General features: G+C 63.0%; 18 protein-coding genes. 14 read left to right on the top strand and 4 right to left on the bottom strand.

What is annotated here, in order from left to right; translation table 11 throughout:
• Positions 1 to 205: 205 nt before the first annotated feature.
• A complete protein-coding gene (locus FJW05_RS10630) occupies positions 206 to 619 on the top strand; it encodes a DoxX family protein (RefSeq protein ID WP_140632034.1) in 414 nt (137 codons plus the stop codon).
• Between the two features lie 94 nt (positions 620 to 713).
• On the opposite strand, the gene FJW05_RS10625 is transcribed toward FJW05_RS10630, so the two are convergent.
• From FJW05_RS10625 to FJW05_RS10610, 4 genes are all read right to left on the bottom strand, one after another.
• Positions 714 to 1019: a hypothetical protein gene (locus FJW05_RS10625; RefSeq protein ID WP_095768409.1), complete on the bottom strand. Its 306-nt coding sequence runs from the start codon at positions 1017 to 1019 to the stop codon at positions 714 to 716.
• Positions 1020 to 1090: 71 nt separating this feature from the next.
• On the bottom strand, positions 1091 to 1360 hold the full coding sequence (locus FJW05_RS10620; protein WP_140631334.1) for a hypothetical protein: 270 nt from the start codon (positions 1358 to 1360) through the stop codon (positions 1091 to 1093).
• Positions 1361 to 1585: 225 nt separating this feature from the next.
• On the bottom strand, positions 1586 to 2041 hold the full coding sequence (locus FJW05_RS10615) for a hypothetical protein (RefSeq protein ID WP_246673339.1): 456 nt from the start codon (positions 2039 to 2041) through the stop codon (positions 1586 to 1588).
• Positions 2042 to 2194: 153 nt separating this feature from the next.
• Positions 2195 to 2518 (bottom strand): hypothetical protein, encoded by a 324-nt coding sequence (locus FJW05_RS10610; RefSeq protein ID WP_140543019.1) that lies wholly within the window; start codon positions 2516 to 2518, stop codon positions 2195 to 2197.
• A 347-nt stretch (positions 2519 to 2865) separates the two neighbouring features.
• On the opposite strand from FJW05_RS10610, the gene FJW05_RS10605 reads away from it, so the two are divergent.
• The 13 genes from FJW05_RS10605 to FJW05_RS10550 all read left to right on the top strand — a co-directional run bounded on the left by FJW05_RS10605 (position 2866) and on the right by FJW05_RS10550 (position 13930).
• Complete coding sequence (locus tag FJW05_RS10605; protein WP_140631331.1) at positions 2866 to 3234, top strand: hypothetical protein; 369 nt, start codon at positions 2866 to 2868, stop codon at positions 3232 to 3234.
• On the top strand, positions 3227 to 3652 hold the full coding sequence (locus FJW05_RS10600; RefSeq protein ID WP_140631328.1) for a hypothetical protein: 426 nt from the start codon (positions 3227 to 3229) through the stop codon (positions 3650 to 3652). Before FJW05_RS10605 ends, FJW05_RS10600 begins: the two co-directional genes overlap by 8 nt.
• Positions 3600 to 4286 carry a terminase family protein gene (locus tag FJW05_RS10595; RefSeq protein WP_246673336.1) on the top strand — a complete coding sequence of 229 codons (687 nt, stop codon included), beginning with the start codon at positions 3600 to 3602 and terminating at the stop codon, positions 4284 to 4286. Before FJW05_RS10600 ends, FJW05_RS10595 begins: the two co-directional genes overlap by 53 nt.
• Positions 4287 to 4612: 326 nt before the next feature.
• Complete coding sequence (locus FJW05_RS10590; protein ID WP_140631321.1) at positions 4613 to 4966, top strand: hypothetical protein; 354 nt, start codon at positions 4613 to 4615, stop codon at positions 4964 to 4966.
• 292 nt (positions 4967 to 5258) lie between these two features.
• Positions 5259 to 6260: a bestrophin family ion channel gene (locus tag FJW05_RS10585; RefSeq protein ID WP_140631318.1), complete on the top strand. Its 1002-nt coding sequence runs from the start codon at positions 5259 to 5261 to the stop codon at positions 6258 to 6260.
• 111 nt (positions 6261 to 6371) lie between these two features.
• Positions 6372 to 7289: a terminase family protein gene (locus FJW05_RS10580; protein ID WP_281405772.1), complete on the top strand. Its 918-nt coding sequence runs from the start codon at positions 6372 to 6374 to the stop codon at positions 7287 to 7289.
• A gap of 331 nt (positions 7290 to 7620) precedes the next feature.
• Positions 7621 to 9960, top strand: a complete 2340-nt coding sequence (locus FJW05_RS10575) for a hypothetical protein (protein ID WP_140631313.1) — start codon at positions 7621 to 7623, stop codon at positions 9958 to 9960.
• A complete protein-coding gene (locus FJW05_RS10570; RefSeq protein WP_140631310.1) occupies positions 9960 to 10388 on the top strand; it encodes a hypothetical protein in 429 nt (142 codons plus the stop codon). The genes FJW05_RS10575 and FJW05_RS10570 overlap by 1 nt, the downstream gene beginning before the upstream one ends.
• Positions 10389 to 10589: 201 nt before the next feature.
• Positions 10590 to 11009 (top strand): hypothetical protein, encoded by a 420-nt coding sequence (locus tag FJW05_RS10565; RefSeq protein WP_140631307.1) that lies wholly within the window; start codon positions 10590 to 10592, stop codon positions 11007 to 11009.
• A 14-nt stretch (positions 11010 to 11023) separates the two neighbouring features.
• Positions 11024 to 11470 carry a hypothetical protein gene (locus FJW05_RS10560; RefSeq protein WP_246673335.1) on the top strand — a complete coding sequence of 149 codons (447 nt, stop codon included), beginning with the start codon at positions 11024 to 11026 and terminating at the stop codon, positions 11468 to 11470.
• A gap of 431 nt (positions 11471 to 11901) precedes the next feature.
• The gene (locus FJW05_RS10555; protein ID WP_140631305.1) at positions 11902 to 12468 is read left to right on the top strand and encodes a hypothetical protein; all 567 of its coding nucleotides are present in this window, start codon (positions 11902 to 11904) and stop codon (positions 12466 to 12468) included.
• Positions 12455 to 12580, top strand: a complete 126-nt coding sequence (locus FJW05_RS27895; RefSeq protein WP_281405768.1) for a hypothetical protein — start codon at positions 12455 to 12457, stop codon at positions 12578 to 12580. Before FJW05_RS10555 ends, FJW05_RS27895 begins: the two co-directional genes overlap by 14 nt.
• 189 nt (positions 12581 to 12769) lie before the next feature.
• On the top strand, positions 12770 to 13930 hold the full coding sequence (locus tag FJW05_RS10550; RefSeq protein WP_140631301.1) for an acyltransferase: 1161 nt from the start codon (positions 12770 to 12772) through the stop codon (positions 13928 to 13930).
• Positions 13931 to 14046 lie beyond the last annotated feature (116 nt).

Below are 14046 nucleotides of genomic sequence, written 5' to 3'. Positions count from 1 at the left end.
TCCAGGGAATACCGACGTCTCACTTCGCTGGAACACCCCTCATCCGTCTCGGCGCTGTCGCGCCGATCCACCTTTTCCCACAAGGGGAGAAGGCGAGGCGCCGCGTCCCCGCCAAACAATTTTTCCACCGCCTGTCGGAACCAACTCCCTCCGCCCGTCCTTGGGGGCATCAACCGCTTCAACAATCCGGAGGAACATCGTGGAAATGCAATCGATCTGGCAGACCGCCGCCATCCTCATCGCCCGCCTGATCTTCGCCGCCATGTTCGCGATGGCCGTCGCCTTCAAGCTGATGGATATCGGCGCCACCGCCGGCTACATCGCGGCCGCCGGCTTCCCGTTCCCGCTGTTCCTGGCCTGGTGCGCGGCGATCCTCGAAGCGTTGCTGGTGATCGCCTTCCTCACCGGCGCTTATCTGACGCCGTTGGCGCTAATCGGCGCGGTCTATGTCATCTTCCTGGGCTTCGCCTTTCACGGCCCGTCGCACTGGGCCGGAAACCAGGCCGAGTTCGGCGCCTTCATGTCGCATTTCCCGTTCGCCGCCGGGCTGCTCTACGCCGCCGTCCACGGCCCGGGCAGCGTGCTGGCCCTCAAGCAGGGTTGGCCGGGCAGGGCATGAACTTTCCTTCTCCCCGTTCTACTGGGAGAAGGTGGCCGAAGGCCGGATGAGGGGCGGCGCCAACATTTCAAGACAAGGCGCCTTCCCCACACGCTCACATCTGATCGTTATACGGCTCTTTCATCTGGCCGACCATGCGCGCCAGCTTCGAGAAGGACGGCATGTCGGCCTCCGGCTGGCACTGATTGGCGAGTTCGAGCAGCCGGATCGGGAAGTTGACGGCGTCGCGGCTCGAGGCCGACATGCCTTCCGAGCGCTCCTCGCTGGTTTCGCTGGCCTCCGCCTTGCGCAGCGCGATGTCGATCTCCTCGACCGTCAGCACGCCCTTGCGCACCAGCACCTGGTTGACCGAAGCGACGGCCATCAGGAGGCCCTCGAGCTGCAGATTGGCGACATTCATGGCTTTTGCTCCCATTGACCGGGGTGAAACGCGCGAGCCGCGGTTACGATCCGGAGATGCGCGAGCCTCGCTTAGGCCTCCATCCACCGCTCTCCATACTCGCTCCAAAGCCGCCGGATCTCGCGGTTGCCGAGCGGCGGCGTCTGGCGGTCGCCGTAGAAGACAGCGACGGCGCTGAGGTCATATTGGCCCTCGGCCTGGGCGATGAAGCGGATCGCTTCGCCGAGCGGTCTCGAATGGAAGATCGGATCGGCCTGGCCCCGGCCGAGGCTGCGAACGCCCGAAATGTTTGCTGGCACATGCCGCATCCGAAAGACGGATGCCATGGCAGGTTTGTCCATGCCTGCTCTCCGCGATTCCCTTGGGGAATGATCCCACAAGCACCGGCTAATGACCAGCCCGGGACGGCCGCCGGAACAGAGCAGGCCCCAGCACAACCTCGGAAACTGGAAGCCGGCGGGGAAAGAAAAAGGCCGGGCGCGACGGCCTGGCCTTTCCTTCCGCGCGGTCGCCGCAAGGCAACCTCACCGTTTTCCGGGTCGGCTCTCTAGCCGGGCCGGAAATGTCTACCTGTGCCAGCGATGCAGCCAGTCCGGCTCGGGGGCGGAGCTTCGGCTGATCGCCATGCCGGCCAGCAAGCCGACCAGGCCGCCGATCAACATCGCGGTCGAGAAGGTGCCGGGGTTCTGCTGCACGGTTTCCGAAACGCTATGCGCCTGGCTGCGCAACTGGCTCGCCGCGCGCGACGCGCGGTCGGAGGCGCCGCTGTAAAGGGTCGAGGCCCGGTCGGCCGCGCCCTGGTACCAGCCATGCGCGGTCTCTGCGGCTTGTTCGGAAAGCGTGCGGTTCAGCCGGTTCACCTCGCGCTTCAACTCGGCGATCTGCTTCTTCATCGCGTCTTCCGATGCCCGCGAGGCTCGTGCGCTGCTGCGGGACGCGGGACGGTTGCGCGTGGCGCGCGCGGCGGCGGTCTTCGCGTTGCCGTTGGCTGAATTGGTGGTGCTGGTGTCATTGTCTGCCATCGGTCTCTCCTTTTTGCCTCCTGGGAACGAACGGCCAAGCCGTGCCATTGTTCCGCCGCGGTTTCCGCAGGCGCGCCGCCAGGCCAAAAGACGAGGGCCGCGGAGCGAACTCCACGGCCCTTGGTCCAAGCCCGATGCCCTTGCTTGCCGCAGCTACTTGCCGCAGTTGTTGTCGTTCACGTTCGGCTGCACCGTGGTGGCGGTGCTGTTGTTGGCATCGCCCATTGCGCCCTGCGGATTATTCGCGCAGTTCTTGTCGGCGTTCGAATTCATGTCGCCGCCTGTGATGCTGCCGGTCGTGCCGGTATCGGGCGGAGGGGCCTGGTCAGGCGATGGCGCGGCCGGTGTCTTCGGGTTGACGGTAACGGTCTGGCCGCTGCCCGCGCCGTCATTTCCGGCGGTACCGGCGTTCTGGGCCATCGCCGCCGTCGCGAGGCCGATGGTCAAGGCCGAAGCTGCAAGAATCTTCGTAAGCATGATCTCTTCTCCTCTGTTGCGAGACGGTCGTCTGTCGCGTTGCGACTAAGAGTGCAACCCGTCGGACCAGGGTTGGTTCCGACAAAAATTTGCTGTGATCTGGCCTGGCGTTTCAATTTATAGGTGTGGCGCGCACGGGGCTTTGCTGGCTCGATTGCGAGAAATTTAGGAAAATGTACCTAGAAGCTATTGCCTGATGAAGGCAGCTATGCTACTATTTTGTCCATGGTGCTGATTTGCGCCAACGAACCCGCCGCCGGCGGGTTTTTGTTTTTCGCGCCATCCATTCTTTCGAAGCGCTGGCGGCGTCTTCCCTGTCCTGCGGCGCTTTCAACATCGAGGCCCAGATGCCACGCTATGCCACCATCGTCACCGCCGATGACGGCGCCGAGATCGTCAGCGCTATCGGCAAATTCGAAGGCGCAAGCCTTCCGCAGCGCTCGGGCCGTGTCGAGCAGGTCGCGCCGGGCGTGCGCATCGGCATGGTGCGGGGTGGCCTTGATGAAGTCGTCGCCGGTTTTGGTTTCCCGCGCCAGTGCCTCGGCCCGGCTGCGGTCCGCACAGCCACGGCGGGGCTGAAGGCAATGGCCGCGCCCTCCGCCGATGCCAAGCCCGCCAAGCCGACCAGCGCAAGGCGACGCAGGAAACCCGCCCGCAAGGTCCGCAAGGCGAAGGCGGCGAAAGCAGCACCATCGGATGCGGTCACGCATGGCTGACGAAAGCAGGCGCCGCGAGCCCGTCGGCGCGAAGCGGGCGAGGCGAAAGCCGAAAGCCACCCAAGCCGCTGCCACTCCGTCCCCCCGCCCGAAGCGCTCGCGAAGGACGCTCGTCGACGATTTCGCCGCCGCGCTTCGCGCCGACTTCCGCGCCCATGGTGCCGGCGTCATCGCCGCGGTGCGGGCCGAAAAACCTGACCAGTATCTGAAGGTCGTGCTGACGCTGCTACCCAAGGATTTTTCGGCCAAGGATTTCTCGGAACCTGTCGATGCCAAGCAAACCAGTCTCGAGCAGTTGAGCGATGACGAGATCCGCAACCGCATCCGCGGCCTCGAAGCGAGCCTCCGGCCGCTCCTGGACAGCGATGCAAACCTATCTGGCGCTGCTCGAGGAGATGGACCGCAGGCGTCGCCGTAACCTTCTTGCAGCCTACGCGCCCTACAAGCAGCAGGCCGAATTTCACGCGGCAGGGGCAACGAACCGCGAACGCCTGTTCATGGCCGGCAACCAGCTGGGCAAGACCAGGGCAGGGGGCGCGGAATGGGCCATGCACCTCACCGGCCGCTATCCGGGCTGGTGGAAGGGCAAAGTGTTCGACACACCGGTCAGGCTCTGGGCCGCCGGCGTGACCGGCGAAGGCACGCGCGACAATCCGCAGCGCGTGCTGGTCGGTCCGCCGCAACAACAGGCAGAATGGGGCACCGGCATGATCCCGGCCGATGCCATCGCCGACACGGTAATGGGCCGCGGCGCGCCGGGAGCGCTGGACAGCGTCGTCGTGCGCTGGGGCGGTGGCGGCGATGTGCAGGCCGGCGAGAGCGTGCTTTCGTTCAAGAGTTACGAGAAGGGCCGCGAGAAATGGCAGGGCGAGACGCTGCACGGCGTCTGGTTCGACGAGGAACCGCCGCTGGATATCTACTCCGAGGGCCTCACCCGTACGAATGCCACGGATGGCATTACGATCGTGACGTTCACGCCGCTGCTCGGCATGAGCGATGTGGTGCTCAGGTTCTTGAGCGCGGGCGAGGTGGAAAGAATTGGGAAGAGGTAGGTGACGGCCAATCTCCCCCCTCGTGGGGGAGATGCCCGGTAGGGCAGAGGGGGGCGCCGTAGAGTGCTTACCTCGACTTTATCCGCGGCGGCGTGCTTCCTCGACCATTGTGGATGGGTCTGATCGCTCATACACCGACTTGACCACTGATACGCCGGCGGGAACAGCGCCCCCCTCTGTCCTGCCGGACATCTCCCCCACGAGGGGGAGATCGGCAGCTTCGGCTGCCGCACCCAACGCGAAACCGCGCCGAAACCATGATTTGCGATGTCGCTTTGGCCGCAACCGAAGGTCGAGTAGTTTTCGGCCACGATCCGGGGGCCGACATGCGACCGAAACCGAACCTGCTTCTGGCCTGCGCGTTGCTCTCGGCCTGTTCCGGCTCTAGCGGCGACTGGCGCGGCGATGCGATCGCTTCGGCCGAAGCCAGGATGCGGAGCCTGATCAACGATCCGGCGGCGAGTTTCTCGCATGTCGACCTCACCGGCGACAGCGCGAGCGGCCAGACCTGCGGCGTCATCGCAAGCAAGGTCGGCATCTTCACCAAGCAAGCGCGCTTCATCGTCTACATCGACGGCGCCGGGCCCTATGTCGAACCGGGCCTCGGCTCGTCCATGTCGCAGGCCGATTTCGACTGGGCCTGGAAGAACGACTGCGTCAACGAGGGCTATAAGGGCTGAGCGTTGGCTTTCCCTTCTCCCCTTGTGGGAGAAGGTGGCCGAGCGTAGCTCGGTCGGATGAGGGGTGCTCCAGCTTGGCAAAAGCGCTCGTACAGCGAAGGGGCATAGCGACAGAAAAACCAACGTCTCACTCCGCTGGAACACCCCTCATCCGTCTCGGCGCTGCGCGCCGATCCACCTTCTCCCACAAGGGGAGAAGGGAAGGCTGTAGGCCCCTGTCAAAACGTTTTCCACCCCTTATGGTGCGCGAGCGCGCGGTCGCGCGATTTGCCTGCCGTAAGGGACTTCAGGAATGTATGTAGGCCGTTCTTATAGGTTGCTGGACTTCGCGCTCTGGTCGCGGCGCAGCGTCATCTACATGGTCGTGGTGAGCGGGTTGGCGATCGCCGCCTACCGCCTTCCGGCGACCGCGGGCTTCTCGGTGCCGTGGTCGGTCGTGCTGGTGCTCGGCACAACGGTGTCGCTGGTCACCGGCTTCAAGAATTCTCAGGTCTTCACCCGCGCCAACGAGGCTCTGCAGGCTTTTTCGCAGATCACCGCCAGCAGCCGGATGCTGTCCGGCTTCTGCCGCGATTTCATGGATGCGGCCGCCGCCCGGCAACTGATCCACCGCCATCTCGCCTGGCTGACGGCGCTGCGTTTTTCGCTGCGGCGGCCGATGCCTTGGGAATCGCTGGCGAAAGCAGCCAACATCGAGTTCAGGCGCCGTCGCTATCACATTGAGGAGGACAAGACGTCACTTGCCGAGGAACTGCGCAGGCTGCTCGGCGAGGAAGCCGAAAGCGTGCTGAAATCGCCGCAGCCGGCGATAGAACTTCTCGACAGGCAATTGACCGTGGTCAACGGCTTGTTGAAGAGCTCGGCCATTCCGACGCAGGTCTATTCCGAATTGACCAAGCTGATACGCGACTTCCAGGACCAGCAGGCGCGTTGCGATCGCATCAAGAACAATCCCTATCCCCGCCAATACGCGATCGTGAGCTCGATGTTCATGATCATCTTCTGCACCTTGCTGCCGTTTGGTGTCGTTCCGGTCTTTGCCGACATGGCCAAGCTGGGCGGCGTGCTCGGCTGGATCTCGATCTGGCTGACCATCCCGTTCAGCGCGCTGCTGGGCTGGGTCTACATGTCGCTGGACCTGGTCGGCGAAAGCAGCGCCAATCCGTTCGAAGGCAATGCCAACGACGTGCCGATCTCGCAAATCTGCCGCGACATTGAGATCGAGCTGCGCCGTGGCCTTGGCGAGACCGCGCTTCCCGCGCCGCTGGCGCCGGTGAACGATATCGCGACGTGAAGCTCTTCCCTTCTCCCCTTGCGGGGTGAGAAGTGGTCCGTTTAGCGGACGAAAAGCCGATTGCTTGGCTTTTCGAGCTTCGAACGCCTTGAGCCTGCGAAAGGCCGGGCGGTGGCCGCGAAGCGGCCCGATGAGGGGGTACTCCAGGGAACGCCAGCGCGTCTCTCCGGTGGAACACCCTTCATCCGTCTCGGCGCTGCGCCGATCCACCGCCCGGGGGCGAGCCACGGGTCTCGCCTCGTCCTTCGGAGGGGGAGAAGGGAAAGGTTTGCCATGTCCCGCCACGTTACCTTCATGACCATCGACGATGCCGGGCACTATACGCCCGAGCAGCGCGCCGAGATCGTCGCCGCCTATTCCGAGCACGAGCGTGAGGCCCGCGCGAAAGGCATTCCGGTGCTGGGCTCCGGCCGCATCTTCCCGGTGGCGGAGGAGATGGTCGCCTGCGAGCCGTTCAAATTGCCGCGCTGGTGGCCGCGCATCGGCGCGCTCGATTTCGGTTGGGACCATCCGTCGGCCGCGGTCGAGCTTGCCTGGGATACCGAAGCGGATGTCGTGTACGTGACGAAAGCGCATCGCGCGTCCCAGCAGACGCCGGCGATGCAGGCGCTGGCGCTGAAGGCCTGGGGCGACTGGCTGCCCTTCGCTTGGCCGCGCGATGGCAGCCGCGAAACGCTGGAAGGCGCCGGTGTGGCGCTGGCAAAGCAATATGCCGCCCACGGGCTGAACATGCTGATTAGCCACGCCCGCTTCGCCGACGGTTCGGCTTCGGTCGAGGCCGGGCTGATGGAAATGCTCGACCGCATGCAGTCCGGCCGCTTCAAGGTGTTTTCCACCCTTCACGCATGGTTTGAGGAATTCAGGCTTTTTCATCGAAAGAACGGCCAAGTGGTGAAGCTGCGTGACGATCTCATGGCCGCGACACGCTACGGCGTGATGATGCTGCGCGAGGCGATCGTCGACCCGGCGGAGTTCAAGGCGGCGCGCCGGCCGGCGGGACAGAGCGACCCGCTGGGGGCTTTCAGGTAACGAGGGCCGCCCTCTCACTTCGTCATACTCGGGCTTGACCCGAGTATCCATGCCGTGACGGCTGCCATAGAGCGCAACGGTGCAGAATTCTGCAACCATTGCAACGCTTTAGCGTCACGGCATGGATCCTAGGGTCTGCGCTCGTCGCTCCGCTCCTCGCTTCGCCCTAGGATGACGAACAGGTGGCGCCGAGCCTTTCTCGCGCGACCCTGACATTCGCCCGGCCTCTCCAAAATCCTCGATCCAGCAAGCCGCATGCGCCGCCGCGCCTGCGATCGGCCGCGATCGCGTGCGCGCGCCTCTTCCAAAGCCAGCCATGCCGGAGAAGCTGATGGTCCACATCATTCCTCTCTTCACCGATCAGCGCCGCCCCAATGCCGGCAAAGGAGCGCCCGACGTTTCGGCCGGCCCGCTCGATCCCTACTGGCAGGAGGTTGCCGCTCATTACGAACGGCGCATGGCACAGCAGCAGGCCTTCGACACCGAGATCGCGGCGCGCAGGCTGCATGGCGAGATCGCCAGCGCCGAGGCCGACACCGTGGCTAATGCGCCGGCCGACGGCGAGGGCCTGCACCACGCGATGTATGGCGAGGTCGATCCGCATACCGGGCGCGTCGTGCTCAAGGGCCGGTTCGACACGCTGTTCGACAATTTCCTGAAGCAGGCGCCGGCCGAGCTGCGCGCCGGCCTCGCCAGCCGCAAGCCTGCACTGCGAGAGGCAGGCTCGGTGCGCATGGCGATGCAACAGCTCCAGCGCCGCGCCCAGTATGAGCAGGACCAACTGGCGGCGGCCCAGGCCGAAGAGCTCGACACCATCGCGAAGAGTGACCCGGACGACCACGCCGCCTTCGATGCCTCCCGCCATGCCGGCCTTGATCTCATCGCCAAGATGAACCTCGACCCTGAGAGCCGGCTGCAGGCCGAAGCCGCCTGGCGTGAAAGCACGGCAAGGACGCGCGTCGAAGCGCTGATCGCGCGCGATCCGGGGCGGGCAACCGAGATGCTGAGCGCCGGACCAGTTGCGGGCGACCGCCAAGCCGGCGATCCCGTCGTCGATCCTCGTGCCGATTTATCGTCCGACGGTATTCGGCGGCTGCTCCGCCAGGCGCGCGCCGCGACAGTGACCAAGCTGATCGAGGCGCGCGTCAACATCGATCTCGCCTCGCAGAACGCCCCGGACGCGATTGCCAGTACGGGCAGCTACTCCGGCACCATGCCAAACGTCGCGGATTTCACCGCCGTCTATGGCGTCGAGGAGGGCGGCAAGCGGTATCAGGAGTTCGGTCGAAAGATTGACGCCGGTCGCCAAGCCTCCGGCATGCGGACCATGCCGAACCAGGCGATCCACGCAGCACTGCGTGATGTCGAGCCGGCTCCAGGAAGTTCCAAGGAAGATCAGGCGCGATATCAAGTCACGGCCGCTGCAGCCCTCAAAATTTTAGGCGAGAGGCGGGCAGATCCTGCAGGCTATGTCCGCGACGTCTTCCCTGATGTCGAGGCCGCATGGAGCGCCGTTACTGGCCAAGGCGGCAAGCCTGGGAACAACGATCAGGAAGCATACAATCGGGCGATCGCCCTCTCTGTCGCGGCACAGCGACAACTAGGGGTCGAAAATCCCCAACCTCTACCGAGAGGCATCGCCCAAAGCATCACCGACACCCTCGGCAGGAAAGACGTACCGCAGGCTGACAGGGCCATTGTCCTGAATGATCTTCTGGCAGCAGCCACCGATCCTGCAACCCGGGATGCTTTATCTCAACAGCTAGACCAAGCTGGGTTTTATCAGCCAGCCGACATCGATCCGATCACCACCGCGGCGACAGGGGAGCAATCGCCTTCTTCGGCGGCTTCCGGCGAACCGAAGTCTGCAGTTCGACAGGCCGCAGAGGATTTCGGCAATTACCTCAGCGAGGGCTTCGAGTCCCTGGCCCGCACCCCGCACGACATTGGGCTGGCTCTCCGGGACCTGCGCGATTCCCCTTGGGATTTCCTTGAACAATTGCCGGTCACCCCCGGCTCGGGAGCAGTTGCCGAAGGGCGCTTGGCGTCAGAGGCAGCCGGCGAAGCTGTTGCAAAGGGCTTGGCGATTGTCCGCGACGCGACGGCCAAGTTTACCAAGCCGCTCGAGAAGTTTGCGACGAGTGGTTCGCGCGCCAAGTCGGGGCTCGCCGCCGACGCCGCGGTGGCTCGCCAAGCGGTCGAGACGAAATCTCTGGTCAAAGCCGCGGAGGATATCGCCTCTCGTGTGGGCACCGGCGCCAAACTCCAGAAGGCCGAGGTTCTTCAGATCATAAAGTCGATCGCAAGAGATCCTTCCAAGGTAAAGTATCAAGGTGCATCGCTAGGAAGGGCTGCCTCCAAAAATTACCGCAAAACATTCCTTGATGCGAACCCGAAGCTGGAGGGCGACGTGGTGGTCCACCATGCTGCAGAGCGGCAGGTATTGAAACGATATCCTGGTCTTGTTACCGAAGGTGAGATGCACTCACTTGAGAACCTCCGTGGAATCCCTAAGGATTTGGATAGACTTCTGCATAAGACAATTTTTCGGTTCGAATGGGAACGGTTTTATAGAAGACACCCAAATGCAACTCGTCAGGATGTGCTTAAGTACGTTACATATATCGACAAGAAATATGGCCATCTGTTCCAGCCGCCGATAGGTGAATAATGCAATACTTCTATATAGAACCGAACGTTGCCGGCGGACTCGGCGAACACACGGTTCTCGACCCGAGCGTTCACCCACCGATCGTAACCCAGCTTCATTACGAGGTAGAGGGCTGGTTTGGGGATGTGATTGTTACAACCTTTCCTTGTTTCCTCGTCACCGAAGAAACCCAGCATGCGCTGCAGAAGATGGGCTTTTCAGGTGCGACGTTCGCCGCCGCCGAAGTGACTATTTCGGAAGACTGTCAGGAGGATCAACCCGGGCTGCAATTACCACTTTTCGTTTGGCTGAAAGTGCATGGCAAGGCCGGCCACGACGACTTCGGAATCGCAGCAGATTATCGCCTCGTCATTTCGAAGCGCGTCCTTGATCTGCTTGAATCGCTGGGCATTCCGTTTGCTGTCGTCGAGCCTTACGATGATCCGTAGATTCGGCCTTTCGAATGCGAGGATGGCTGCAAGATCGCGCCGCTTTGAGGAGTTCCTGCGCCCCCACGACCGTAGGCGCCTAAACAGGGGGCTTGGCTTGCAATTACAGATTGCATAGGATGCCTCGGCACCACTGAGAGTATGGAGCCGTTGACGAGGCGATTTCGGACGTCGGTGATTCCGCTCCGGAATGGAGGACAAGTGAAATATTGCTATTTGGAACCGGAAGTCTCGGGCGGGCTTGGTGATGATACCATTATGGACACTAGCGTCCATCCTCCTATCGTGACACGTCTGCACTATGAATTCGACGGGTGGCTGGGTGATGTGGCTGTTACTTCGTTCCCCTGCTATCTCGTCACCGAAGACGTAAAAGTGAAAATTCTCACGGCTGGCTTTTCGGGAGCAACCTTCGATAAGGTCGAAGTAACCACGTCCGAATTGTTCGAGGAGATGCAGCCGGACTTGAAGCTGCCGCCATTCGTATGGCTGAAAGTGAATGGAAAGGCGGGCCACGACGATTTCGGGCTAGCCGAGGACCACCGGCTTGTTGTCTCCCAGCGCGCGCTCGATGCCCTGAGGCCATTGGGCATCTCCCATGCTTTAATCGAACCTTTCTGAGGTTCAGCTGCAGGTTGATCGGTCTTCCTCTGATGCGATTTTTTAAAATACGGCCGCACCCGGCTGGTGGGATTGGCAAAGGCACGGTTCTCGACTCGAGCCTTCATCCACCGATCGTAACCAAGCTCCACTACAAGGTAAACGCATGGTTCGGGGATGTGATTGTTGCGACGTTTCCCTGTTTTCTTGTCACAGAAGAAGCCCAGCGCGCGTTGCAGAAGATGGGCTTTTCAGGCGCAACGTTCGCCGACGCCGAGGTGACGACCTCGGAAGAGTTTCAAGAGGATCAACCCGGCCTGGAGCTGCCACATTTCGTTTGGTTGAAAGTGCATGGAAAGGCGGGTCAGGACGACTTCGGGATCGCAGTGCCCTTCCGTCTCGTCATTTCGGAACGCGTTCTTGATCTGCTTGAATCGTTGGGCATTTTCGTTGCGATAGTCGAGCCTTACGACGACGAGTAGCGTCCCCGGGCGGAATGACGAGGCGCAGACCAAGACGCGATCACTCGGTAAGCCTAACGACGAGGCTGCCGGAGCTTCTGTGGCCCGTACGGTCGCGCCGATGACAAGTGGTCTGCCCTTCCAATCCCGATCCGACAGTCCGCAAGCGTAAACGAAGCGGTCCATGCGCATGGGGCGTTCCATCTACTGCCGCTATCTTCGAACTGCTCGGCTTTGCACCCATAGCGTGTGCCGCCGATGGGTTCAATCGCCTGCCATGCCAAGGTGCATCAGAATTCTGCACCGTCGCGACCCCTCGATGTCACGGAATGGATTCCAGGGTCTGCGGCGCGTCGCTTCGCTCCTTGCTTCGCCCTGGAATGACGAAACTGGGATCGCTGACGCATCCTCTCGCTTGACGATCACCTCGCTTCGCGCGGAGTAAAGCCACCATGCCCACCCGCATCGTCCCCGGCACGCTGCGGGATCTCTCCTACATCGCCGCCAATCTGCGCCCGCAGGACCGGGCCGAGATCGACTGCCAGCTCGACCATTGGTCGCCGGCGCTGCTGGCGCTGACAGCACTTCAGGGTTTTGCCTATGTCGCCGAGCTCGACGGCAATCCGGAGGCGGGCTTCGGCGCCGCCGAGCAGCATAGCGGCCTGTGGATCGCCTGGAGCTGGGGCACGCGCCGCATGAAGCGCTGCGTGCCCGAGATCACGCGCTTCTTCCATGGCGTGCTCGGGCCGCAGGTCGCGGCGCGGGGCGCCTGGCGGGTCGAGGCGAGGGCGCTTGCCGAGAATGAGCTTGCGCTGCGCTGGCTGGACAGGCTCGGCGCCACGCAGCGCTGCCGCCTGCCGGGTTACGGCAGGAACGGCGAAGATTTCTTCCTCTATGACTGGACAAGAACCTCTAACCTTGGGGAAAGCCGGAACCATGTGTCTCTTTCAAAAACCACCGGAACTGAAGCCGCTGCCGCCGGTGCCGACCGCGCAGGACAAGGACGTGCAGGAGCGTGAAGCCGCGCTTCGCGCTGAGCTCGAGCAGCGCCAGGGCACGCTCGCCACTGTCAAGACCGACCTTGCGCCGAGCGACGTCGCCGGACGGCGCCGCGTGCTGCTCGGAGTATGACGCCATGACCGCGATGAAACGCAGTTTTCGAAGGCGCGTGCTGGACTGGTGGTACTGGCGGCGGCATACGCGGCTGTTGAAGAAACGGGCGGACTGAGGCCGTCCTTGCCGTCAGCGGAAGAGGGAGTGCCGAAACCGGGTTGACATTGAGGCTCCCCTGGCCATGCTGCAATGCAGCATGGAGAGAGCATGACCGAGTCATCGCGCATCGAATGCCTGGATGGCCTTCGCGCCGCCGCCGCGCTGTGGGTGCTGGTCGGTCACTGCCTCCTGTTGACCGGCTGGCATATTCCGGTGCTTGGCGACCCCGCGCTCGGCGTCGATCTCTTCATCATGCTGTCCGGATTTCTGATGGTGTTTCACTATCAGTTGCGCCAGGCCAAGGAGCCTTGGCAACGGCCTGAGACCTGGCTGAAATTCTGGACGCGGCGCTATTTTCGCATTGCGCCGCTGTTCTACGTCATGCTGTTCTTCGCGCTGGCGCTGGGGCCGTATCTCTATGAGTCACGGACGGTCATCGATGCCTTCTTGCAGCGCGCGCCACAGGCACCCGAGCGCTTTCTGGACGGCAGCCTGAAGAACATCGTCGCCCACCTGACATTCCTGTTCGGCCTCTCGCCAAACCTCGCCTACCGGACGCCGCTGCCGGACTGGAGCCTTGGCCTGGAAATGCAGTTCTACGCAGTCTTCCCGGCGTTGATGCTTTTGGTGCGCCGCTTCGACTGGATATGGAGCGCGATACTCGTGGCGGCGCTCGGCGGCCTGGCTGTGATGATCCTCAAGTCGCTGTCGGTCCATTACCCGATGCCGTCTTTCCTGCCGCTGAAGATCCAGGTCTTTCTTTGCGGCATGCTGTTGGCGGGCGTCCTGGCACAAAGCCAACCGAGGCCACTGCTGCATCTGGCCCTGGCCATGGCGCTTGCTGCGATTCCCTTTGGCGACGGCTACGGGCTTTCGAAATTCCTGGTACGCGAAGCGCTGGTGCTGGGCTTCTTTGCCCTTGTCCTCTACCGGATGCTCCCCGGCTTGGTGGGCGTCGTGGCGAAAAAGGTCGCCGTGGCGCTGGGCGGCGGTGTCTTTCATGTTCTGGGCGAACTGTCCTACAGCATCTATCTCATCCACCTTTTGGTGCTGCAGCCGGTCGCGGCATTCGTCATTGCCCGCTACGGCCAGGAGATGGACGCGCCGCTGCGCTTCGCCATCGTGCTGGCGATCGTGCTACCGGTGGTCTGCCTTCTGTCCTTCGTCACCTATAGGGTCATCGAAATGCCTGGCCAGCAGCTCGGCCGCACGGTCGTGCGCTGGTTCGCCCGCAGGAAGCCGGTGCTGGGAACGACGCCGGCCGAGTAGAAGCGGCCGGCAGAACGGTCGATCTCCCTCAAAGGGAGATGACCGATCCGCCTTGCGCGGCCGCGGAGGGCGGGCAGGCGGACGGGGCGCTGTCGCGCTGGCCTTTCCAACTTTCC

The sequence above is a fragment of the Mesorhizobium sp. B2-9-1 genome, assembly GCF_006439455.1.
GTDB lineage: Bacteria > Pseudomonadota > Alphaproteobacteria > Rhizobiales > Rhizobiaceae > Mesorhizobium.
Note: the sequence above shows the minus strand (reverse complement) of the source record. Positions and strands in the feature narration are given on the sequence as shown.